The organism is Streptomyces sp. SP18BB07 (genome assembly GCF_036322545.1).
GTDB classification, from domain to species: domain Bacteria; phylum Actinomycetota; class Actinomycetes; order Streptomycetales; family Streptomycetaceae; genus Streptomyces; species Streptomyces deccanensis.
On record NZ_JAQYWT010000324.1, the window covers coordinates 78,238 to 99,448 of the forward strand.

A 21,211-nucleotide genomic window follows, 5' to 3' on the forward strand; every position below is an offset into this window, starting at 1 on the left:
GCGCCTTTTCCGCACTTTCGATCGTCGGCGGAATGTGCGCGTGCGTCGCAGGAACCATCACTGGCGACGCTGTTCCGACGGTGCTCGGCGTGATCGCGGCAGTGAGCGGAGTGGTGCTGGCGGTCTTCGCCTTCTTGGCCCGTCGCAGGACTCGTGCCTGACTCGACGGTGTCGACCGCTCACATCGCTGGACGCGAGAGAGCAGGCCGAGCGCGAGTCCGAGGAGCGCGCGGCGGCCGAGCGAGCCGTCCATGAGCGGTTGCCCGGCGTCCCTGTGCCCCTCAACGGCAAGGAGATCATCGCCCTGCTCGGCCTAGTAGGGGGTGGCGCGTTCGGGGCCACTGCCCATCCGCTGCCTTCATCCGCTGCCCCATCGGTTGCCTGTGCTCCGGGCGACCTCGTCGGTGGCGGGCCTCTGGGAGGCGCGGGAGTCGCCGGTCGCCCTCGGCACGGAGGCCAGGGGTGGCGGGGCCCGACGTACGCCATGGTCGGCTTCGGCCTGTTCACCTCGCAGTATCTGCAGCTGGTGTACGGACTGCGGCCGTGGAGCGCCGGTCTGTGGACCCTGCCGGCCGCCGGCGCGACGATGGTCGGCGCGACCCTCGCCACCGTCCTCGTGCGGAGCGTCCGGCCCGCGTACGTCATCTCCGCCGCGCTCCTGCTCGCCTCGGCGGGGTTCGGGGTCATCGCGCAGGTCGAGGCCGATTCCGAACTCCCCCTCGTCATCACGGGCGCCACGATGATGGCGGCCGGTGTGGGGGTCGTACCGACGCTCGCCGCCGACCTGATCATCGCCGCCGCGCCACCGGAGCGCGCGGGCTCGGCCTCCGGACTGTCCGAGACCTGCGCCGAGTTCGGTGGCGCTCTCGGTATCGCGGTCCTCGGCAGCATCGGTGCCGCCGTCTACCGCCGGTCCATGGACGACGACATGCCGTCGGGGATCCCCGAGACGGCGAGCGAGGTCGCGCACGAGACGCTGGGCGGTGCAGTACAGGTCGCCGCGCAGCTGCCGGCCGACGTCGCGGGGTTGCTGCTGACGGCGAGCCGGGAGGCGTTCACCGAGGGCATGCAGCTCGCCTCCTGCACGGCGGCCGGCGTGATGTTCGTCGCCGCAGGGCCGGCCGCTCTGATGCTGCGTCATCTGCGGATCGACACCCCGTCGGCCGGGGACCCGCATGCCCCGGCCCCGGGTTCGCGTTCGCGTTCGCGTTCGCAGGACCACGACGCCAAGCTCTCCACGCGCTGACCGGCGGGCTCACCGCCGAAGCCGCCTTGCGCGGGCACGGCACCGTGCCCGAGCTCCACCGCTCCGACCTGCCGCGATGACTCAGGGTGAGCTCGTGCGCCCGCACGTATGGCCATCGGCCGGGGTCGCACTATCGTGGAAGGCATGGGCGATCTCGCCGGCCCGGACGACGACGGGCTCCCTCCCGATCGGACCCAGGCCATCCTCGAAGCGGCCAAGGAGGTCGCTTCGCTGCTCAAGGCCGGTGGGCATCCCTTCGCGCTGGCGGGCGGCGTCGCGGTGTACGCCCACGGCGGCCCGGGGACGCTCCAGCACGACGTCGACTTCTGCGTGCTGCCGGAGGACATCGAGGCGGTCACCGGCACGCTGGAGGAAGCGGGGCTGACCGTGGTCGAGCCGCCCGAGGACTGGCTGCTGAAGACCCGGAGCCAGGGCCAGGAGGTCGACCTGATCTTCCGGCCGTCCCGGGCTCCGGTCAGCCGCGAACTGCTGGACCGGGCGGAGGTGCTGTCGGTCCAGTCCGTGTGGATGCCCGTGCTGGCGGCGACGGATCTGCTCGTCGGGCGTCTCCTGGCGTTCTCCGAGCACTACTGCGACTTCGGTGCCGTGCTGCCGATCGCCCGCACGCTGCGCGAGAAGATCGACTGGGGCCGGGTGCGGCAGGAGTGCGGTGCCGAGCCGATGCCGGCCGCGTTCCTCTTCCTGCTGGAGCGCCTCAACGTGATCGAGCCGGAGGAGACCGGCGATGGCGACAGGACATGACCACCCGCGGGCGGACGGCCCGGAAGAACACACCTCACAACCGTCGGCAACTGCCCCAGCACACCACGCCGCACAACCGCCGGCGCACACCGAGTACCGCATAGCCCATCTGGAGGAGCGGCTCGCCCGGAGCGTTCTGGCCGAGCTCGGGATGCGGATCGAGGCGCGCGGCGACGCCGTGCACATCACCGGCACGGCGTCCACCGCAGCCGATCGGGAGGCGATCCTGCGCCTCGCGGCGGAGGAGCTGCCGGGTGTGCCCGTGCGGGCGGACATCGCACTGGCCGACGTCACCGCGCCGGACCGTCCCGAGGAGCTGTCGTGATCCGGGTCGCGGCCGTCGGGGACATCCATCTGGGGCTGGACAGCCGAGGTCTGCTCCGCCCGGCGTTCGACACCCTGCCCGACCACGCCGACCTCCTGCTGCTCGCCGGGGACCTGACCCGGCACGGCACACCGGAGGAGGCGCGCGTCGTCGCCGACGAGGTGGCGGGGCTGCCCGTGCCGGTGGTCGCCGTCCTCGGCAACCACGACCACCACGCCGAGCGACCCGAGGACGTGACGGCCGTGCTGCGGGACGCGGGGGTGACCGTGCTGGAGGGCGAGGGCACCGTCGTCCCGGTCGACGGGGTACGGGTCGGGGTGGCCGGCACTAAGGGGTTCGGCGGCGGCTTCGCCGGGCGCAGCGGCAGCGAGTTCGGCGAACCCGAGATGAAGGCCTTCGTCCGTCACACCCGGGGGCTCGCGGACGGACTGCGCCGCGCGCTGGACGAGTTGGCGGAGGACGGCTGCGCGGTCCGTATCGCGCTCACCCACTTCTCCCCCGTACCGGACACGCTCGTCGGTGAACCGCTGGAGATCTACCCGTTCCTGGGCAGTTACCTGCTGGCCGAGGCGATGGACGAGTCGGGAGCCGATCTCGCCGTCCACGGCCACGCCCATCTGGGCACCGAGCACGGCATCACCAGCGGTGGGGTGCGGGTGCGCAATGTCGCCCAGCCGGTGATCCGGCGGGCCTTCGCCGTGTACCGGCTGCCGGTGGGCGGAGGCCGTGGCGCGGGCGGGGACGGGTCGTAGCACCGGTTGCCCCGGCCGGGGGACGACGGGCCCGGCCTGTCGCGCGGCACCGGGGCGTGGGCCGGGCGGCGGGATTACCGTCCGTCGACATGTGTGCGCCGACATGTGCGCGGACGGCCGAACGGGAGGTCCCGGATGCCCTGGCGGTGGCGGTGGGGGGTCGCGGCGGGTGCCGTCCTGCTGCTGACGACCGGCTGCGGGTCGGTCGAGGAGCGGCGTACGGCGGCCCGGGACGCGGCCGTCGACTTCGAGCGGGCGCTGGGCGCGGAGGACGGGGTCGCCCTGTGCGCGGTGCTGGCGCCGGGTGTCCGGGACGAGGTCGAGCAGTCCTCGGGGACGCCGTGCGAGGAGGCCGTCGTCGAGGAGCACGTTCCGTTCGTCGCGGCGGCGGAGGACGAGGTCGAGGGCGTCGATGTCGCCGGACGCCAGGCCCGGGTGGAGTTCTCGGCGGACACCTTGTTCCTGTCGCGGTTCTCCGACGGTTGGAAGGTCGTCGCCGCCGGGTGCACCCCGCGTCCGGAGCGGCCCTACCAGTGTCTGCTGAAGGGTGGGTGAGGACGTCGTGCGTGTCATGTTCGTCCTGTGCCTGCTGGTGATCGCGGGCGGTCTGGCCTACTGCATCACGGTGGGGGTGCTGCACCGATGACGGGATCCCTCCGGCGGTTCGCTCGGGACAACGGCCTGGGGCTCGTCTTCCTGGCACTGTTCGTCCTCGCCCTGGTCGGCCAGGCGTTCGCCGGTCACGCCGACTTCGACAACCAGCTCGCGGCGGAGGACCTCCAGCAGATCTCTCTGGGCGAGTACGTGACGTCGTCCGACTTCGCGGTCGACGTGATGGAGAACTGGCAGTCCGAGTACCTGCAGTTCTTCCTGTACGTCTTCCTGACGGTGTGGCTGGTGCAGCGCGGCTCGCCGGAGTCCAAGCACCCGGACGGCATCGGGGTCGCATCGGACGAGGAACAGCGGGTGGGGCGGCACGCCCGCCCGGACTCCCCCCGCTGGGCGGCGGCCGGCGGCCTGCGCCTCAAGGTGTACGCGAGTTCGCTGGGTTGTGTCATGGGGGCCGTGTTCGCGCTGTCGTGGCTGGCCCAGTCGATCACGGGCGTGGCGGCGTACAACGAGGAGCAGCTGCGGCAGCTCCAGGCTCCCGACAGCTGGGGCGAGTACGTGGTCTCGGCCGATTTCTGGAACCGTACGCTGCAGAACTGGCAGTCCGAGTTCCTCGCCATCGCCTCGATGGCGATCCTCTCGATCTATCTGCGCCAGCGCGGTTCCCCGGAGTCCAAGCCGGTCGGTGCCGCTCACGCGGCGACCGGCGTCGAGGGCTGAACCCCGGGGAACCGCACGGCCGTCAGACCAACGCGACCGGTGCTTGTGCCCCGGGTGCACGGTCCGTCGACCTCTCGAACTGGGTCCGGTACAGCTCCGCGTACCGTCCGCCCGCCGCGAGCAGTTCCTCGTGTCGGCCGCGCTCCACGATCCGGCCCGCCTCGACGACCAGGATCTGGTCGGCGGTGCGGACGGTCGACAGGCGGTGGGCGATGACCACGGCGGTCCTGCCCTCCAGCGCCTCGGCGAGGGCCTCCTGCACCGCGGCCTCCGAGGTGTTGTCGAGGTGGGCGGTGGCCTCGTCGAGGATGACGACGCGCTGGCGGGCCAGGAGCAGCCGGGCGATCGTCATGCGCTGGCGTTCGCCGCCGGAGAGGCGGTAGCCGCGCTCGCCGACGACGGTGTCGAGGGCGTCGGGCAGGGAGCGTACAAGGTCATCGAGGCGGGCCCGGCGCAGCACCTCCCACAGCTCCTCGTCCGTGGCCTCGGGGCGGGCGAGGAGCAGGTTGGCGCGGACGGTGTCGTGGAAGAGGTGGCCGTCCTGGGTGACCATGCCGAGGGTGCCGCGCAGCGATGCCGCGCCGAGGTCGCGTACGTCGACGCCGCCGATCCGGACCGTGCCCGAGTCCGCGTCGTAGAGCCGGGGCAGGAGTTGGGCGACGGTGGACTTGCCGGCCCCCGAGGAGCCGACGAGGGCGACGGTCTGGCCGGGTTCGGCACGGAAGGAGACGCCGTGCAGGACCTCGGTGCCGCCCCGGGTGTCGAGGGAGGCCACCTCCTCCAGTGAGGCGAGGGAGACCTTGTCGGCGGACGGGTAGCCGAAGCGGACGTCGTCGAACTCGACGGCGACCGGCCCCTCGGGGACCTCGCGGGCGTCGGGCTTCTCCTCGATGAGCGGCTTGAGGTCCAGCACTTCGAAGACGCGCTCGAAGCTCACCAGGGCGCTCATGACCTCGACGCGCGCCCCGGCCAGCGCGGTCAGGGGCGCGTACAGCCGGGTCAGCAGCAGGGCCAGGGACACGATCGCGCCGGCCTCCAGGGTGCCGCGCAGCGCGAACCAGCCGCCGAGGCCGTACACCAGGGCGAGCGCGAGGGCGGAGACGAGGGTGAGGGCGGTGATGAACGCCGACTGGGCCATCGCGGTACGGATGCCGATGTCCCGTACCCGGCGGGCACGTTCAGCGAACTCGGCGGACTCGTCGTCGGGCCGGCCGAAGAGCTTGACGAGGGTGGCGCCGGGTGCGGAGAAGCGCTCGGTCATCCGGGTGCCCATGGCCGCGTTGAGGTCGGCGGCCTCCCGCTGCAGCCGGGCCATGCGGCGGCCCATGCGCCGGGCGGGGATCACGAAGACGGGCAGCAGGACGAGGGAGAGCAGGGTGATCTGCCAGGAGAGGGTGAGCATCACGGCGAGGGTCAGCAGCAGCGTGACCAGGTTGCCGACCACTCCGGACAGGGTGTTGCTGAAGGCGCGTTGGGCGCCGATGACGTCGTTGTTGAGACGACTGACGAGCGCTCCCGTACGAGTACGTGTGAAGAACGCGACCGGCATGCGCTGCACATGATCGAAGACGGCGGTCCGCAGATCGAGGATGAGGCCCTCGCCGAGCGTCGCCGACAGGCGTCGCGCCACGAGGCCGAGCGCCGCCTCGGCGACGGCGATGACGGCGATGAGCACGGCAAGGCGGACGACGAGGTCTTCCTCGCCGCCCGAGACGATCACGTCCACGACGTTCCCCGCGAGCACCGGCGTCGCCACGGCGAGCAGCGCGGTCACGACGCTGAGGCCGACGAACCACGCGATACGGCGACGATGTGGACGGGCGAAGGCGCCGATACGCCGTAACGTCGTCCGGGCGAGGGGGCGGCTGTGCCGCTGGGCGGTCATCATGCCCTGCAGCTGGGTCCAGGCGGTGGTCTCCATACTCATGCGGAAGACGTTAGAACCTCGACCAAGCTTGAGGTCAACCGCTTTTCGGCGCACGCCGGCGCGCGGTGAAGTCCGCCACCGGTCAACCGCCGTCCCCGCGCCCGCAACCCCCTGTTGGCCGGGCGTGGGGAGCCTCTCGCGGTGTGACAGCGACACAGATCCCCCGGCCACTGACCAGGCGCGTTCCGGTACGGCGGATCCTCTGTCTGCTTCCCCTCGTGCTGGTCCTGGTGGTCGCCGTGCGGCACCGTTCCGTTCTCGCCGAGGGCTTCGCCCATCTCGCGACCGCGCGGTGGCCGTGGCTGGTCGCGGCGGTCGGCGTGACCTGTCTGACCTGGGTCGCGGCGGCCGTGACCCGGCAGGGGGCGCTCGTCGAGCGGCTGCCCGTGCGGCGGTTGCTGGCCACCCAGTTCGCGGCGGGCACGGCGAATCACCTGCTGCCGACGGGCCTCGGCGCGAGCGCGGTGAACCTGCGGTTCATGATGGTGTGCGGGGTGTCGGCGGCGCGTTCGTCGGCGGCGCTCGCGCTGTATCTGCTGGCGGAGTCCATCGCCCGCGTCGGCCTGCTACTGGCGCTGCTGGTGGCGTTCCCCCGGGCCCTGCGCCTCGGCCCGCTGCTGCCCGCCGGCTCGTCGACTCCCCTGCTGGTCGCGGCCGTCGTCGTCGTGTGCGGCGCGGTGGCCGCGGTGTTCCTGGTGCGACGGCTGCGTGCGGCCGTGTTCGGTTTCGTACGCACCGCGCTGGGCGAGGCCCGAGCGGTGCACGCGCGCCCGACGCGGGTGCTGGCGCTGTGGGGCGGCTCGCTGGCGTTCCCGGCGCTCCAGGCGGGTGTACTGGTCACCGTGGGGCTGGCGTTGGGGCTCGACATCCCCGTGACGCACATGGCGCTCGCCTATCTGGCCGCCACGGTCGCGGTCGCCCTCGTCCCGACGCCGGGCGGGCTCGGTTCGGTGGAGGCCGCGCTCGTGGTCGCGCTGGTGGCGGCCGGCGGCCCGACGGCCGTGGTGACGGCGGTGGTGCTGGCGTTCCGGGTCATCACGGTCTGGCTGCCGTTGCTGCCGGGGGCGTTGACGCTGGGTGCGCTGGTCCGGCTGAAGGTGATCTGAGGAGAAGGCCGCCCCACCGCCGAGCACATCCGGACATTCCCGGTGGCGCGGGGCCTGTCGTCGGCCGATCCACGCAGGTCCGGTGCCGATCAGCCGTACGGATACGGCAGGATGAGCGGTCGCGCCCGCTGTCGCACACGCGTCCGGGCAAGCGAGAACACGCACTCCGGATTCGAGCAGGTGGCAAGGTGACGACACATCACATACGGCCCTCGGGACACGACATACGGTTCCCCGGCCGCTCCCCGCGTCCCTCGGGAGGCGAGCGATGACCCGGACCCTCACCCTCGACGACTATCTCGTGGCCGGAATCATCCTGGCCGCGGGCCTGTTGGCCGCGTTCCTGCTGCGGCTGCTGCTGCGCTGGCTCGGCGGCCACGCGACGAAGACCCGCTGGGGCGGTGACGACGTCATCGTCGACACGCTGCGCTCGCTGGTGCCCTGGAGCGCGTTCGTCGGCGGCGCGGCGGCCGCGGCGGCGGTGCTGCCGCTGACGAAGACCGTGCAGCACAACGTGAACCAGTGTCTGACGGTGCTGTTCATCCTCGTCGCCACGGTCACGTCGGCCCGGGTGATCGCCGGTCTGGTGCGCACGCTCGCCCAGTCCCGGGCCGGGGTCGCGGGCTCGGTCACGATCTTCGTGAACATCACCCGGGTCACGGTCCTCGCGATCGGTGTCCTGGTGATCCTCCAGACGCTGGGCATCCCGATCGCCCCGCTGGTCACCGCCCTCGGCGTCGGCGGTCTCGCGGTGGCCCTGGCTCTGCAGGACACCCTCGCCAACCTCTTCGCGGGCATCCACATCCTCGCGTCCAAGACCGTCCAGCCCGGCGACTACATCAAGCTGAGCAGCGGCGAGGAGGGCTATGTCGTCGACATCAACTGGCGGCAGACGACGATCAAGTCGCTCTCCAACAACCTGGTGATCATCCCCAACGGGCAGCTCGCCGGCACCAACATGACCAACTTCAACCAGCCCGAGCAGGACATGACCCTGCTGGTGCAGGTGGGCGTCGGCTACGACAGCGATCTGGAGCATGTCGAGCGGGTCACCAACGAGGTCATCGCCGAGACGATGAAGGAGGTCGAGGGCGCGGTCCCCGACCACGAGCCCGCCGTGCGGTTCCACACCTTCGGCGACTCGCGCATCGGGATGACCGTGATCCTCGGGGTCGGCGAGTTCAGCGACCAGTACCGGATCAAGCACGAGTTCATCAAGCGCCTGCACAGGCGGTACCGCGCCGAGGGCATCAGCGTGCCGGTACCCCGGCGGGCGATCACGCTGCAGACGGGGGGCGGCAGCGTGGAGATCCCCCACCAGCGGGAGTCTTCGGTCGAGGTGGCCCCCTAGGGGTTTCCTCGCCCCCGCCGCCCCTACCCGTCCCATCCCCAGGGGCGCTGCCCCTTCGACCCCGGGGGTGCGTTGTCGGGTGCGGGTGGGTGGGGGCTTCTCGCGCAGTTCCCCGCGCCCCTGAAAGGCCTACGGCCTTTCGGCCCGAAAAGCACGGGGCGCAGCCCCTGCTTTTCAGGGGCGCGGGGAACTGCGCGACCAGCCCCCACCGGAGGGACGCCTGGGGGTCGAAGGGGCGCAGCCCCTTGTCGAGGATGGGACGGGTAGGGGCGGCGGGGGCGAAAAACACCCGTGGTGAGCCCCCGCACACACCGACCCCTGTCGAGTCCCTCCCCCACACGAGATATCTTGATGTCGAGCAATGTTGCAGACGTGGAGCGGAGCACCCGGTGACTGACTCGACCATCATCTACACGCACACTGACGAGGCGCCCGCCCTGGCGACCCACTCGTTCCTGCCCGTGATCAAGGCGTACGCCTCGCAGGCCGGTGTCTCCGTCGAGACCCGTGACATCTCGCTGGCCGGCCGCATCATCGCCGTCTTCCCGGAGTACCTGGAGGAGGGCCAGCGCATCCCCGACGCCCTCTCCGAGCTGGGCGAGCTGGCCAAGACCCCCGCGGCGAACATCATCAAGCTGCCGAACATCTCGGCGTCGATCCCGCAGCTCAAGGCCGCCGTCGCCGAGCTGCAGAGCCAGGGCTACGCGCTGCCGGACTACCCGGACGACCCGAAGTCCGACGAGGAGCGCGAGATCCGCGCCCGCTACGACAAGATCAAGGGTTCCGCGGTGAACCCGGTCCTGCGTGAGGGCAACTCGGACCGCCGCGCCCCCGCCTCGGTCAAGAACTACGCCAAGACCCACCCGCACCGCATGGGCGCCTGGTCGTCGGAGTCCAAGACGAACGTCGCGACCATGGGCGAGAACGACTTCCGCTCCACCGAGAAGTCCGCGGTGATCGCCGAGGCCGGCTCCCTCAAGATCGAGCTGGTCGGCGACGACGGCTCCACCACCGTGCTGCGCGAGTCCGTACCCGTCCTCGCGGGCGAGGTCGTCGACGCCTCCGTGATGCGCGTCGCCGCGCTGCGCGAGTTCCTGACCGCGCAGGTCGCCCGCGCCAAGGCCGAGGGCGTGCTGTTCTCCGTGCACCTCAAGGCCACGATGATGAAGGTCTCCGACCCGATCGTCTTCGGTCACGTGGTGCGCGCCTTCTTCCCGAAGACCTTCGCGAAGTACGGCGAGACGCTGGCCGCCGCCGGTCTGTCCCCGAACGACGGCCTGGGCGGCATCTACAAGGGCCTGGAGGCCCTGCCGGAGGGCGCCGAGATCAAGGCCTCCTTCGACGCCGAGCTCGCCGAGGGCCCGGCGCTGGCGATGGTCGACTCCGACAAGGGCATCACCAACCTGCACGTGCCGTCCGACGTCATCGTCGACGCCTCGATGCCGGCCATGATCCGCACCTCCGGCCACATGTGGGGCCCGGACGGCCAGGAGGCCGACACCCTCGCGGTGCTCCCGGACTCCTCGTACTCCGGTGTCTACCAGGTCGTCGTCGACGACTGCCGCGCCAACGGCGCCTACGACCCGTCGACCATGGGCTCCGTCCCGAACGTCGGCCTCATGGCGCAGAAGGCCGAGGAGTACGGCTCCCACGACAAGACCTTCGAGATCCCGACCACCGGCACGGTCCGCCTCGTCGACCAGGCCGGCAACGTGGTGCTCGAGCAGACGGTCTCCGCCGGCGACATCTTCCGCGCCTGCCAGACCAAGGACGACCCGATCCGCGACTGGGTCAAGCTGGCCGTCACCCGCGCCCGCGCCACCGGCGACCCGGCGGTGTTCTGGCTGGACGAGACCCGCGCGCACGACGCCAACCTGATCGCCAAGGTCAACGCCTACCTGCCGGAGCACGACACCGAGGGCCTGGACATCCGCATCCTCGCCCCGGTCGAGGCCACCAAGCTGTCGGTGGAGCGCATCCGCCGCGGCGAGAACACCATCTCGGTGACCGGCAACGTGCTGCGTGACTACCTCACCGACCTGTTCCCCATCCTGGAGCTGGGCACCAGCGCCAAGATGCTGTCGGTCGTCCCGCTGATGGCGGGCGGCGGCCTCTTCGAGACGGGCGCCGGCGGCTCCGCCCCGAAGCACGTCCAGCAGCTGGTCAAGGAGGACTACCTGCGCTGGGACTCGCTCGGTGAGTTCTTCGCCCTGGTGCCGTCCCTGGAGCAGTACGCGACGGTCACCGGCAACACCAAGGCCAAGGTCCTCGCCGACACCCTGGACCGCGCCACGGCGACCTTCCTCAACGAGGACAAGTCCCCCTCGCGTCGCGTCGGCGGCATCGACAACCGCGGCAGCCACTTCTACCTGTCCCTGTACTGGGCCCAGGAGTTGGCCGCCCAGACCGACGACGCCGACCTGGCGAAGGCCTTCGCCCCGCTCGCCGAGACCCTCACGACGAACGAGCAGACCATCGTCGACGAGCTGATCGCCGTCCAGGGCAAGCCGGCCGACATCGGCGGCTACTACCAGCCCGACCCGGCCAAGGCCGCCGCGGTCATGCGCCCGTCGGCCACCTGGAACGAGGCGCTGGCGAACTTCGCCTGAGTCCTCGCATCCGCATGACGCCGACCCCGGCCGGGACCACTCCCGGCCGGGGTCGGCCGCTTTCCGCCCGGCTCCACGCTCAGTCGGTGCCGAGCGCCGTGCGCAGGGTGGCGATCGCCTGCCCGATCGCGGCCTCGGCCGCGCGCGTCCCGCGCAGGGCGTCGAGCATCACGAAGTCGTGGATGATGCCCTGGTACCGGACGGCGGTGACCGCCACTCCGGCCTCGCGCAGCTTGTCCGCGTACGCCTCGCCCTCGTCGCGCAGGACGTCGGCCTCGGCGGTGATCACGAGGGCCGGCGGGAGCCCCTGGAGCTGCTCGGTGGTGGCGCGCAGCGGTGAGGCGGTGATCTCGGCGCGGTCCTTCTCGCTGGTCGTGTACTGGTCCCAGAACCACCGCATGGCGTCGCGCCGCAGGAAGTAGCCCTCGGCGAACTCCTGGTAGGAGCCGGTGTCGAAGGCCGCGTCGGTGACCGGGTAGAAGAGCACCTGCTGGACCAGCGGGACATCGCCCCGCTCCTTGGCCATCAGGGTCAGCGCGGCGGTCATGTTGCCGCCGACGGAGTCACCCGCCACGGCGATCCGGCCGGCGTCCAGACCACGGCCGGCGCCCTCGGCGACGACCCAGCGGGCCACCGGCGTAGTTCTGCTCGACGGCGACCGGGTAACGGGCCTCGGGCGAGAGGTCGTACTCGGGGAAGACGACCGCGGCCCGCGCGCCCACGGCCAGCTCACGCACCAGCCGGTCATGGGTGTGGGCGTTGCCGAACACCCAGCCCGCGCCGTGGATGTACAGGATCACCGGCAGCACGCCCTCGGCTCCCGCCGGGCGGACGAGACGGGCCCTGACCTCGCCGGTCGGCCCGCCCGGCACGGTCACCCACTCCTCGTCCACAGCCGGCTTCGCGATGTCGCCCGACTGCACCTCGTCGACGACCTTGCGGCCCTCGACCGGGCCGAGGTCGAAGAGGTACGGCGGGTTCGCGGTCGCCTCCGCGAAGGCCGCGGCGGCGGGTTCGAGGACGGGACGGCGGTGGGTGGTCTCGGTCATGACGATCTCCTCGGAGCGGGGTGCCGCGGGCGGGGGGTCCGCCGGCGTCGTTCGCCGGGTCGGCGGCACACCACGACAGTAGCGTGCGATTAAGTCGTGCACAACTAATCAGCGCACAATTTTCTATCGCCCTATCATTTGGTGCTCGACACAACTCGCGGGTAGAGTGGGAGATCGTCATGCAGAGCACGGGACCGAGGAGCGACACCGTGAGCACAGTCGGCGAGATCGTGACCGCTGCCGGGGCGGAACCGGCACCGGCACCGGGGCACACCCTGCTCCTGGACGACCAGCTCTGCTTCGCCCTGTACGCCGCCTCGCGCGCGGTCACCGCCCGCTACCGACCGCTGCTCGACGAGCTGGGCCTGACCTATCCGCAGTACCTCGTCATGCTGGTGCTCTGGGAGCAGGACTCGATCTCCGTGCGCGACCTGGGCGCGGCGCTCCAGTTGGAGTCCAGCACCCTCTCCCCGCTCCTGAAGCGCCTGGAGGCCGGCGGCCTGCTGCGCCGCGAGCGCCGTACGGACGACGAGCGCTCCGTCGCCATCCGCCTCACCGACTCCGGCGCCCGGCTGGAGGAGCGGGCCCGGACCGTCCCCGTGGACATCGGCGAGGCCATGGGGCTCTCCCCCGAACAGCACACCGTGGCCAAGCAGTTGCTGCGGATGCTGACGGCCAACGTCAGTCGGACGTGACCGGGCGCGGGTTCCCCCGCCTCAGTTCACGGCGTCGAGCCTGATCCGCTGCTCGCGCGTCAGTTCCAGCTCCACCGCGCCCAGGTTCTCCTCCAACTGCGCCACCGACGACACCCCGGCCAACGGAACGATCGGGAACCGGCTCCCCAACTGCCAGGCGAGCACGACCTGGTTGACGGTCGCGCCGGTCTCCCGCGCCACCTCGCCGAGCACCTTCGTCCGGGCGGGGGTGCCCGGGTGGTCGTAGTCCGACGGCAGGGCCTGCGGCCGTACGTAGCCGCCCTTGAGCAGCGGTGAGTAGGCGACCAGGGTGAGGCCGGGTTCGGCCTCCAGATAGCTCAGCAGTTCGGCGGTGGCCGCGCCGAGGGTGCCGTCCGGCCAGAGGTCGCCCGGAACGTCGGTCCGCGGCCGCAGATAGCTGTGGTGGTACTGGAGCACCTCGTAACCGGGCAGGCCGGCCGCGGCGGCGAGGGCCCGCGCCCGTTCCACCCGCCACACGGCGTGGTTGCTCACGCCGAGCAGCCCGACCGTGCCCTCCGCGACGAGGGCCGCGAACCCCTCGACGGTCTCCCGCGCCGACACCGTACGGTCCTCGATGTGCGCGTAGAGCAGATCGAGCCGCTCCACCCCGAGCCGTTCCCGACTGCGCTGCGCCGACTCCCTGATCACCTCGGCCGACAGGCCCTCGGCGTTGTCGACGTAGCCGGTGCCGGGCGCCAGGGGCCGGGCGCCGAGCTTGGTGGCGATGACGATCTCGTCGCCGACGCCCCGGCTGCGCCGCCACCGGCCGAGCAGTTCCTCGCTCTGCCCGCCCTGCCCGCCGTCGATCCAGAAGGCGTAGTTGTCGGAGGTGTCGATGAAGTTCCCACCCGCCTCGACATAGCGGTCGAGTATCTCGAACGACGTCTTCTCGTCCGTCCGCGAGCCGAACAGCATCGCGCCCAGCGCGAGCACACTGACCTCGCGACGGGTCCCGGGGTCACTTCCGATCGTGCGGTACCTCATGCCATTGCCTCCCGTTCCGCCCGGCTCTCGGGCCCGCACAGGAGTCTGCGACTTGAAGCGCACGCGAAGTCAACGCCCTTCGCGGCCACTATTCTTCAGCCGTGACCTCGACCGAACCGGCGCACCGTCCTGAGCTGCGGCTTCCCGACATGCCGCTGCACGATCCGTTCGTGGTCGCCGACGACAGGACCCGCACGTACCACCTCTACACGGGCAACGACCCGAGCGTCTCGGGCGTGGACGGCACCGGCACGATGGTCTACCGCAGCACCGACCTGCGGGAGTGGACCCGCCCCGTGGTGGTCTTCCGGACGGCCGACCAGCCGGGGATCTGGGCGAGCGACGGCGCGTGGGCGCCTGAGGTGCACGCGTGGGACGGCCGGTACTACCTGTTCACCACGCTGCACGACGAGAACAAGCCGCTGCCGGTGCCGCCGGCCGGCCGGTGGGGCACGCCCTTCCGGCTCCCGAACCACATGCGCGGCACGATCACCGCCGTATCCGACTCCCTGCTGGGCCCGTTCACCGTCGTGGACCCCACCCGCCCCACTCCGCCCGAGCACCTCATGACCCTCGACGGCACGCTCTACGTCGACCCGTCCGGGCAGCCCTGGATGGTGTACGCGCACGAGTGGCTGCAGACCGTCGACGGAACCATGGAGGCGATCCGGCTGGCGCCGGACCTCACCCGGACCATCGGGGACCCGGTCCTCCTCTTCAAGGCCTCCGACGCGTCCTGGCTCACCGAGCAGATCCCCGCCGGAGTGCCGCACCAGCTCGCGCCGTACATCACCGACGGCCCCCAGCTGCACCGGACGCCCGACGACTCCCTGCTGATGTTGTGGTCGACGTACGAGAAGAACGTGGCCGGCGACGACGGCACCGTCAGCGGCGGCTATGTGCAGACCTACGCGGTCTCCCGGACGGGCGACCTCACGGGGCCGTGGGACCAACGGCGGCCGCTGGTCCGGGAGGACAGCGGCCACGGCATGTTGTTCCGCACGTTCGACGGACAGCTGATGATGATCGTCCACCGCCCCTTCGAGAACGCCCGGGGCAAGCTCTACGAGATGCGGCTCTTCGGCAGCGAGTTGCGCGTGCTGCGCAGGCGTGCCGATCTCGACGGCGGCGGCTGACCGAGGCGGGCCCCGGTCACCGCGCATGCCCCTTCCCCGGCAAGGGGCATGCGCGGCCCGAAGTTCGCAGTGAACGCCCGTACAGCCCCGGCTGGGGTCAGGCGCAGGACAGGTAGTTGTAGCCGGCGAGCCGCGTGTTGCCGTAGACGTGGGCGAGCCCGCTGTACGTGCAGGCGGCCGGCTTGAAGCGCGTGCGCAAGCTCATGGGAATCCTCTCTTCCAGCCACCGTGCCGGTGCCCGGCGAGCACCACAGACTCTGGCGACTGCGAGGTCGCCCCGGCAAGGAAAACCGCAGGTCACGGGAGAGTGGGATGCCGTCCCTCGTGCTGCCTGCGCCTTTCCCGCTGCTCTGGGACGCCGGTGGGACATCGATGGGGCGTGCACCGAACGCGCACACGATGAACACAAGATGCGCACGAGGCGTAAATGGTCTAGGGTCCCGATTCCGAACGACTGATTACTAGGGGTAACCTGTGACAGCCACCGTCGATCCGGAGCGATTCGCGGCGTTCCTGCGGTCGTTGAAGGAGCGGTCGGGTCTGAGCTACGAGGCACTCGCCCAGCGCACCGGCAGCAGCAGATCGTCTCTGCACCGCTACTGCTCGGGTTCGTACGTGCCCCCGGACTACGGCCCCGTACACCGCTTCGCGCTGATCTGTGGAGCCTCCCCCACCGAGTTACGAGAGCTGCACCGGCTCTGGGCCGTGGCCGACATGAGCCGGATGACCGACGAGGCCGAAGGCGCGGGGGAAGGGAAAGCGGAAGGCAAAGCGGAAGGGAAGACCGCACCGACGGCGGACGCGGAGGCCGAGGCGGACACCGAACTGCCGGCGGCGGGAGCCGCATTGCCGGCGGAGGCGGACACCGTACTCCCGACGGCGGCTGAGGGCGTACCGCCGGCGGGGACGGAAGCCGGGCCGGCGGCGGGGACGGAAGCCGGGCCTGCGGCTGGGACCGAAGCCGCGTCGGCGGCGGTGACCGCGGACCTACCGACAGCGGTGGCGGAAGCCGGGCCCACGGCGGCCGGGACCGGGTCGGCGGTGACCCCCTGGCGTCGGCGTGCGCTGCCGATCCTCGCGGTGTGCTTTCTGCTTCTGGTGGCCGGCGGGACCTGGATGACACTGGCGACCCGTCAGCGGGCCGCCGCCGAGGACGCGGACGACGGCCGGCTTCTGTTCTCCGCCGCGTGCGCGGAGCCGGTCGGCATGGGACAGCACGACACCTGCGTCAAGGAGGTGCAGCGACTGCTCGCCAAGGCCGGCGCGGACATCTCCGTGGACGGCTCCTTCGGACCGCAGACCCTGCGCCGGGTCACCGCGTTCCAGGTGCTGCACGACCTCGATCCGGACGGCGTGGTCGGCACCGAGACGAAGCAGGCGCTCTACGATCCGAAGGCACGGATAAAGAGTTGGTCGCCGAAGAAGGTGCGACAACGCGTCCGCCAGGTGTTCGCCGAGGACCCCGACCACGCGGTGGCGATCGCCGACTGCCAGTCCTTCCTGGACCCCCTCCACATCCTGCCCAACACCAACGGCACCAGGAACTGGGGCGTCTTCCAGATCTCCGACACCCGGCTGCGCGAACTCGGCGGCACCCCGCGCGAGGCGCTGCAACCGGAGTGGAACATCCAGGCGGCCCACCGCCTCTGGAAACGCGCGGGGAACTTCGACGACTGGCCCTACTGCGAGCGCGCGTACAAGGACTCCTCAAAAAAGTCCTCAGCGAAGCCCTCAGAGGAACCCTCGGCGAAGCCCTCCGAGGAACCCTCCTGAACGGAAAAAGCCGTACCGGTTCGCACCGGTACGGCTGTCGACCTGCTGCTCAGCAAGTCGGGACGACAGGATTTGAACCTGCGACCCCTTGACCCCCAGTCAAGTGCGCTACCAAGCTGCGCCACGTCCCGTCGCGCTCGTCACGGAGTCCGTGTGAACGCGCAGGTAAACCCTACCCTACGTGCCCCTGACGTCGAGTTCGGGCAGGCCCAGCGGTGTCCCGGCGAGGTCGGCCCGGACCCGGGCCCGGATGTGGAGGATCAGGGCGGCCAGGTCGGCGCAGTACACGGACGGGTTGCGGAAGCCGCTGCCGGGGGCGTACCGGTGGGCGAAGAGTCCGCCCCCGCACACGGTGACCAGGGGGCAGCGTCCGCAGGTGGGTCCGAGTCCGGCGGCGCCGGACTGCCGCTGACGGACCAGGGGTTCGTCCAGGACGTCGTCGAAGCTGTGGCGGAAGACGTCGAGCCCCGTCTCCGGCGCCCCTTCGTAGGCGACCTTGAGGGAGTCGGACTGCTCGATGGAACCGTCGGTCTCGACGACCGCCAGTGTCGCCGGGGCCAGACCGGCGGACTCGGTGCGCATCGAACCCCCGAGGACGCCGGCCATCAGCTCCTCGAAGAGCCGGATTCCCGTCTCCCGTACGGGCGCGTCGTACCAGCGGTCGAACACGGGCCGCAGCCAGTCGGCGTAGGGGGTCGCCGCCGTGGGGGCCGGGGCGTCCCGGGCGGCCAGGGGCGGGACAGTGGGTATCCGCCCCCGCCGATCGGCGAGTCCCGGGGGCGGGGTCTCCCAGGTGCCGTGCGGCAGGAGGAGGTCGATGCGTGGAGGGTGCGAGGCCAGTAGAGCCTCGTAGGTCTCGACCGGGTCGTTGGCGAGGTCGATCGTGCACAGCAGACCCGCGTACAGGTGCCGGTACTCGGGCGTGCCGAGCCGAGCGAGGCCCTGCGCCACCCGTCCATGGCTCCCCCGGCCCTTGGGGAAGCGCCGGTGCCGGTCATGGCCGGCCCGGGTGCCGTCGAGGCTGACGCTGACGCCGACCCGGTGCCGCCGCAGCACGTCCAGGATGTCCGGGGTGAGCAGCACCCCGTTGGTCTGCACGGAGAGACGGACGGGCACCCCCGCCTCCGCGGGCCCCCGCCCGAACACCCCGAGCAGTTCCCCGAGCCGCCGGGCCCCGAGCAGCAGCGGCTCCCCACCGTGCAGCACGACGCGCACCTCGGACAGCCGATGGGCCACGGCATGCTCGACGACACGCCGCCCCACCTGCTCGGCGACGACCAGGTCCATCACCTGGGGTTTGGCCTGCCAGCTGGTGTCGGCGGAGTGGTAGACGTAGCAGTAGTCACAGTCCAGGTTGCAGCGACTGTGCACTTTGAGGATGAACTGGCGCAGGGACGCCGGAGGCGGCGGAACCGGCGGAGAGGTCACCGCATCGGCGCTTCAAAGTCGATCGACGACTCGAACTCGGCGAAGTGTGTGCTGTCCGGATCGGCGGCCTCGTGTTCCACGCGGCGCAGGACGTGCCCCAGAGCGTTGTCCGCGACGACAAGGTCGGGACCTGCGGGGGCGGTTGACGGAACCATAGGGCTGACACCGTTCTCCCGGGAACCTGAACAGATGAGGGAAGTATGCGGCGGCGGCGATCACGCCGTAACTCCGAACGGAGAATAGCAACGAACAGCCAACAAACGTCAGGAATTACCATAAACCGCTCAGAAGACGTCGGTCGTCCTCGACGAGCCGTCCCGCTCCTGGAGGTGACGCCGTAGGGCCTGGCCGAACGCCGTGTCCTTGCCGGCCTCCGCCTCCAGCAGAGCCGGCGACACTTCGCGGATGTCGACCAGCTCTGTGCTGTTGTGGCTGTTCCGAGGCGCGTCCATGCCTTGCTGCCTCCCTGAGAGCCCATGGGCGCGGAGAAGCCGCCCCGCTCGGATGTATTCCCTGTCCATGCTCTGTCAGTGCTCTTCGCACGTCCACAAGGCAGTTGGAGCCAGTTGGCCCCTGCATACATCGGCTGCGGAGGACAATGAATGGTCGGCCGGTTTCGTACGGGGATTGGGTGGATTTCGCGCCGATTTCGCGCCCTGATCCGGCTAGTCCGGCGGCGTGGGTGTGTCGTGCTACTCCGGTGGCGTGGGTGTGTCGTGGGTGCGGTACATCGCCTGGACGTCCAGTTCGAGTTGGATCGTGGGGCCGACCACCGCGATGCCTCGGGCGAGCATGGAGCGCCAGTTCAGGGTGTAGTCCTCGCGGTGGAGTTCGGACTTGGCGAGGGCGGCGCAGCGGAGTTCCTCGCCGTAGCCGCCGTTGACGGTGCCGAGGTAGGTGGTGTCGAGGGAGACGGAGCGGCTGACGCCGTGCATGGTGAGGCTGCCCTGGAGGATCCACTTGCTGCCGCCGCGGTAGGCGAAGCGCGTGCTGGTGAAGTCGATGTACGGGAAGCGTTCGACGTCGAGGAAGTCGGCGGACCGCAGGTGTGTGTCGCGGGTGTTGTTGCCGGTGTTGATGCTGGACGCGTCGATGCGTACGTGGACGCGCGACTGCGTCATGTCCCGGGCGATCGCGAGGCCGCCCTCGAAGCGTTCGAAACGGCCGTGCACATGGGCCATGCCGACGTGCTTGGCGATGAAGCGGATCGCGGTGTGGGGCGGGTCGAAGAGCCACGTCCCGGGGGGCGGGAGTTCGAGCGCGCGGGCCGTCTGGAGCCACACCCGTTCCCGGGAGACACCGGTGTCCGCGGTGACCTCGACCGTCTCGCGGTGCGGTTCCAGCCCTTCGGCCATGATCAGCATGCTGTAGGTGCCCGGCGGCAGAACGGCCGTGAAGAAACCGTACGGGTCGGTGGCGCCGCGAGCCGCGACGCGGTGGCTGCGCAGCTCCGTCACCGTCACATCGGCCGCGCCCATGGGCTGATTCACGGGGTCCAGCACCTCACGGAGGACGACACCCGCGCCGTCCGGCACCGGGAACATGGCGCCCGCGGCGCCTCCGGGGGCATTCCTGCGTCGCCGCCGGAGCAGTCCGAGGGGCATGGTGTTCACCTTTCGGTTTTCGTCATCGGTTCTCGTCGTCGGTTCAGGTCCACACCGGAGGTCGGTCGCCGGCGTGCGCCGCTCTCAGGATCTCCAGGGCGTCCGCCGTGGTGATCGGGCGCGGGTTGGCGTACGCCTGTGCCGTCACCTGGGCCGCCGCCGTCGCCAAGTCCGATTCGGCCAGGCCGAGTTCCGCCAGGGAGCGGGGGGCGCCGAGGCTGCCCGAGAGGTCCCGGAGGGCCTGTGCCGCGTTGTCGGTGGTGAGCGCTCGGGCGAGCGCCGCCATGGCCTCGGGCGCCGCCGGGGCGTTGTACGCGAGGACGTACGGGAGGACGACCGTGTGGGTCTCGGCGTGCGGCAGCCCGAAGGTGCCCCCGAGGACGTGGCACAGCTTGTGGTGCAGGCCCATCGTGGTCGCGCCGAGCGCGGTGCCGCAGAGCCATGCGCCGTAGAGCGCGCGGCCGCGCGCCTCCAGGTCCCCGGGGTCGGCCGCCACGCCGGGGAGCGCGCCGACCATGGCGCGGGCGCCCTCCTCCGCCGTCAACGACACCAGCGGCGAGGCGTCCGGCGCGTAGAGGGCCTCGGCGGCGTGGGCGACGGCATTGATACCGCTGGTCACGGAGAGGGGCACCGGGAGGGTGAGGGTGAGTTCGGGGTCGTAGACGACGCTGCGCGGCAGGACCGACGGGGCGCGGCCGGTGCGCTTGGTGCCGTGCTCGGTCAGACCCCAGACCGGGGTCATCTCGGAGCCGGAGTAGGTGGACGGCACGGCGATCAGCGGCAGTTCGGTGCGCAGCGCGATCGCCTTGCCCAGTCCGATGGCGGAGCCGCCGCCGACCGCGACACAGCCGTCCGCGTCCGTGGCCCGTGCGAGGCGCACCGCCTCGTCGGCCACCTCCACCGGTACGTGCTGGCGGGCCCCTGCGAACACTCCGGCGCACGCGGAGCCGAGCGCCTCCGCGACAGCCCGCGCGGTCTCGACGCCCCTCGGTCCGCAGACCACCAACAGGCCGCGCAGTCCGAGCCGTTCGGCCTCCCCCGGCACCGCCGTCACCGCCGCGCCGGGGCGCATCACGACCCGCGCGGGCTGCGCCTCGTACACGAACTCCATCGC

At 71.1% G+C, this 21,211-nt stretch carries 19 protein-coding genes, 1 tRNA gene and 1 pseudogene; 12 read left to right on the top strand and 9 right to left on the bottom strand.

Annotated features, from left to right (window positions below; translation table 11 throughout):
- Positions 1-484 precede the first annotated feature (484 nt).
- The 6 genes from PUR53_RS24215 to PUR53_RS24240 all read left to right on the top strand — a co-directional run bounded on the left by PUR53_RS24215 (position 485) and on the right by PUR53_RS24240 (position 4,414).
- Positions 485-1,246: a hypothetical protein gene (locus PUR53_RS24215; protein ID WP_329909630.1), complete on the top strand. Its 762-nt coding sequence runs from the start codon at positions 485-487 to the stop codon at positions 1,244-1,246.
- Positions 1,247-1,390: 144 nt separating this feature from the next.
- Positions 1,391-2,008: a nucleotidyltransferase family protein gene (locus tag PUR53_RS24220; protein WP_329896315.1), complete on the top strand. Its 618-nt coding sequence runs from the start codon at positions 1,391-1,393 to the stop codon at positions 2,006-2,008.
- Positions 1,992-2,333: a BON domain-containing protein gene (locus PUR53_RS24225; protein ID WP_329896316.1), complete on the top strand. Its 342-nt coding sequence runs from the start codon at positions 1,992-1,994 to the stop codon at positions 2,331-2,333. Before PUR53_RS24220 ends, PUR53_RS24225 begins: the two co-directional genes overlap by 17 nt.
- Entirely contained in the window at positions 2,330-3,085 is a 756-nt protein-coding gene (locus PUR53_RS24230) for a metallophosphoesterase family protein (RefSeq protein ID WP_329896317.1), read from the top strand. The genes PUR53_RS24225 and PUR53_RS24230 overlap by 4 nt, the downstream gene beginning before the upstream one ends.
- Positions 3,086-3,220: 135 nt before the next feature.
- Positions 3,221-3,640 (top strand): hypothetical protein, encoded by a 420-nt coding sequence (locus tag PUR53_RS24235; RefSeq protein WP_329909631.1) that lies wholly within the window; start codon positions 3,221-3,223, stop codon positions 3,638-3,640.
- 87 nt (positions 3,641-3,727) lie between these two features.
- A complete protein-coding gene (locus tag PUR53_RS24240) occupies positions 3,728-4,414 on the top strand; it encodes a DUF6766 family protein (RefSeq protein ID WP_329896319.1) in 687 nt (228 codons plus the stop codon).
- Positions 4,415-4,436: 22 nt separating this feature from the next.
- On the opposite strand, the gene PUR53_RS24245 is transcribed toward PUR53_RS24240, so the two are convergent.
- Positions 4,437-6,335: an ABC transporter ATP-binding protein gene (locus PUR53_RS24245; protein ID WP_329896326.1), complete on the bottom strand. Its 1,899-nt coding sequence runs from the start codon at positions 6,333-6,335 to the stop codon at positions 4,437-4,439.
- 149 nt (positions 6,336-6,484) lie between these two features.
- On the opposite strand from PUR53_RS24245, the gene PUR53_RS24250 reads away from it, so the two are divergent.
- The 3 genes from PUR53_RS24250 to PUR53_RS24260 all read left to right on the top strand — a co-directional run bounded on the left by PUR53_RS24250 (position 6,485) and on the right by PUR53_RS24260 (position 11,407).
- Entirely contained in the window at positions 6,485-7,447 is a 963-nt protein-coding gene (locus PUR53_RS24250) for a lysylphosphatidylglycerol synthase transmembrane domain-containing protein (protein WP_329896320.1), read from the top strand.
- Positions 7,448-7,715: 268 nt separating this feature from the next.
- The gene (locus tag PUR53_RS24255) at positions 7,716-8,798 is read left to right on the top strand and encodes a mechanosensitive ion channel family protein (RefSeq protein ID WP_329896321.1); all 1,083 of its coding nucleotides are present in this window, start codon (positions 7,716-7,718) and stop codon (positions 8,796-8,798) included.
- 389 nt (positions 8,799-9,187) lie between these two features.
- Positions 9,188-11,407, top strand: a complete 2,220-nt coding sequence (locus PUR53_RS24260) for an NADP-dependent isocitrate dehydrogenase (RefSeq protein WP_329902229.1) — start codon at positions 9,188-9,190, stop codon at positions 11,405-11,407.
- A 79-nt stretch (positions 11,408-11,486) separates the two neighbouring features.
- On the opposite strand, the pseudogene PUR53_RS24265 reads toward PUR53_RS24260, so the two are convergent.
- Positions 11,487-12,456: pseudogene (locus PUR53_RS24265) on the bottom strand (alpha/beta hydrolase).
- Between the two features lie 275 nt (positions 12,457-12,731).
- Here PUR53_RS24265 and PUR53_RS24270 point away from each other — a divergent pair.
- Positions 12,732-13,151 carry a MarR family winged helix-turn-helix transcriptional regulator gene (locus PUR53_RS24270; protein WP_329902381.1) on the top strand — a complete coding sequence of 140 codons (420 nt, stop codon included), beginning with the start codon at positions 12,732-12,734 and terminating at the stop codon, positions 13,149-13,151.
- Between the two features lie 21 nt (positions 13,152-13,172).
- Here PUR53_RS24270 and PUR53_RS24275 read toward each other — a convergent pair whose 3' ends face one another.
- The gene (locus PUR53_RS24275; protein WP_329909632.1) at positions 13,173-14,156 is read right to left on the bottom strand and encodes an aldo/keto reductase; all 984 of its coding nucleotides are present in this window, start codon (positions 14,154-14,156) and stop codon (positions 13,173-13,175) included.
- A gap of 149 nt (positions 14,157-14,305) precedes the next feature.
- Here PUR53_RS24275 and PUR53_RS24280 point away from each other — a divergent pair, with 149 nt between their 5' ends.
- The gene (locus PUR53_RS24280; RefSeq protein ID WP_329909714.1) at positions 14,306-15,292 is read left to right on the top strand and encodes a glycoside hydrolase family 43 protein; all 987 of its coding nucleotides are present in this window, start codon (positions 14,306-14,308) and stop codon (positions 15,290-15,292) included.
- Between the two features lie 474 nt (positions 15,293-15,766).
- The gene (locus tag PUR53_RS24285; protein ID WP_329909633.1) at positions 15,767-17,065 is read left to right on the top strand and encodes a helix-turn-helix domain-containing protein; all 1,299 of its coding nucleotides are present in this window, start codon (positions 15,767-15,769) and stop codon (positions 17,063-17,065) included.
- A 57-nt stretch (positions 17,066-17,122) separates the two neighbouring features.
- Here PUR53_RS24285 and PUR53_RS24290 read toward each other — a convergent pair.
- The 6 genes from PUR53_RS24290 to PUR53_RS24315 form a co-directional block, all read right to left on the bottom strand.
- Positions 17,123-17,196 (bottom strand) — tRNA-Pro (locus PUR53_RS24290).
- Between the two features lie 46 nt (positions 17,197-17,242).
- Entirely contained in the window at positions 17,243-18,493 is a 1,251-nt protein-coding gene (locus PUR53_RS24295; RefSeq protein ID WP_329902233.1) for an FxsB family cyclophane-forming radical SAM/SPASM peptide maturase, read from the bottom strand.
- A complete protein-coding gene (locus tag PUR53_RS24300; protein WP_329902234.1) occupies positions 18,490-18,648 on the bottom strand; it encodes a hypothetical protein in 159 nt (52 codons plus the stop codon). The genes PUR53_RS24295 and PUR53_RS24300 overlap by 4 nt, the downstream gene beginning before the upstream one ends.
- Positions 18,649-18,777: 129 nt before the next feature.
- Entirely contained in the window at positions 18,778-18,945 is a 168-nt protein-coding gene (locus PUR53_RS24305; protein WP_329909634.1) for an FXSXX-COOH protein, read from the bottom strand.
- 240 nt (positions 18,946-19,185) lie between these two features.
- The gene (locus PUR53_RS24310) at positions 19,186-20,097 is read right to left on the bottom strand and encodes a YceI family protein (protein WP_329902239.1); all 912 of its coding nucleotides are present in this window, start codon (positions 20,095-20,097) and stop codon (positions 19,186-19,188) included.
- Positions 20,098-20,140: 43 nt separating this feature from the next.
- Positions 20,141-21,208 (bottom strand): maleylacetate reductase, encoded by a 1,068-nt coding sequence (locus tag PUR53_RS24315; protein ID WP_329909715.1) that lies wholly within the window; start codon positions 21,206-21,208, stop codon positions 20,141-20,143.
- Between the last annotated feature and the right edge of the window lie 3 nt (positions 21,209-21,211).

Excerpts from the sequence above, each read along its gene's own strand:
- PUR53_RS24215 (WP_329909630.1), top strand. The coding sequence starts at position 485 with ATGGTCGGCTTCGGCCTGTTCACCTCGCAGTATCTGCAGCTGGTGTAC.
- PUR53_RS24220 (WP_329896315.1), top strand. The coding sequence starts at position 1,391 with ATGGGCGATCTCGCCGGCCCGGACGACGACGGGCTCCCTCCCGATCGG.
- PUR53_RS24225 (WP_329896316.1), top strand. The coding sequence starts at position 1,992 with ATGGCGACAGGACATGACCACCCGCGGGCGGACGGCCCGGAAGAACAC.
- PUR53_RS24235 (WP_329909631.1), top strand. The coding sequence starts at position 3,221 with ATGCCCTGGCGGTGGCGGTGGGGGGTCGCGGCGGGTGCCGTCCTGCTG.
- PUR53_RS24240 (WP_329896319.1), top strand. The coding sequence starts at position 3,728 with ATGACGGGATCCCTCCGGCGGTTCGCTCGGGACAACGGCCTGGGGCTC.
- PUR53_RS24245 (WP_329896326.1), bottom strand. The coding sequence starts at position 6,335 with ATGGAGACCACCGCCTGGACCCAGCTGCAGGGCATGATGACCGCCCAG.
- PUR53_RS24255 (WP_329896321.1), top strand. The coding sequence starts at position 7,716 with ATGACCCGGACCCTCACCCTCGACGACTATCTCGTGGCCGGAATCATC.
- PUR53_RS24275 (WP_329909632.1), bottom strand. The coding sequence starts at position 14,156 with ATGAGGTACCGCACGATCGGAAGTGACCCCGGGACCCGTCGCGAGGTC.
- PUR53_RS24280 (WP_329909714.1), top strand. The coding sequence starts at position 14,306 with ATGCCGCTGCACGATCCGTTCGTGGTCGCCGACGACAGGACCCGCACG.
- PUR53_RS24300 (WP_329902234.1), bottom strand. The coding sequence starts at position 18,648 with ATGGTTCCGTCAACCGCCCCCGCAGGTCCCGACCTTGTCGTCGCGGAC.
- PUR53_RS24305 (WP_329909634.1), bottom strand. The coding sequence starts at position 18,945 with ATGGACGCGCCTCGGAACAGCCACAACAGCACAGAGCTGGTCGACATC.
- PUR53_RS24310 (WP_329902239.1), bottom strand. The coding sequence starts at position 20,097 with ATGCCCCTCGGACTGCTCCGGCGGCGACGCAGGAATGCCCCCGGAGGC.
- PUR53_RS24315 (WP_329909715.1), bottom strand. The coding sequence starts at position 21,208 with ATGGAGTTCGTGTACGAGGCGCAGCCCGCGCGGGTCGTGATGCGCCCC.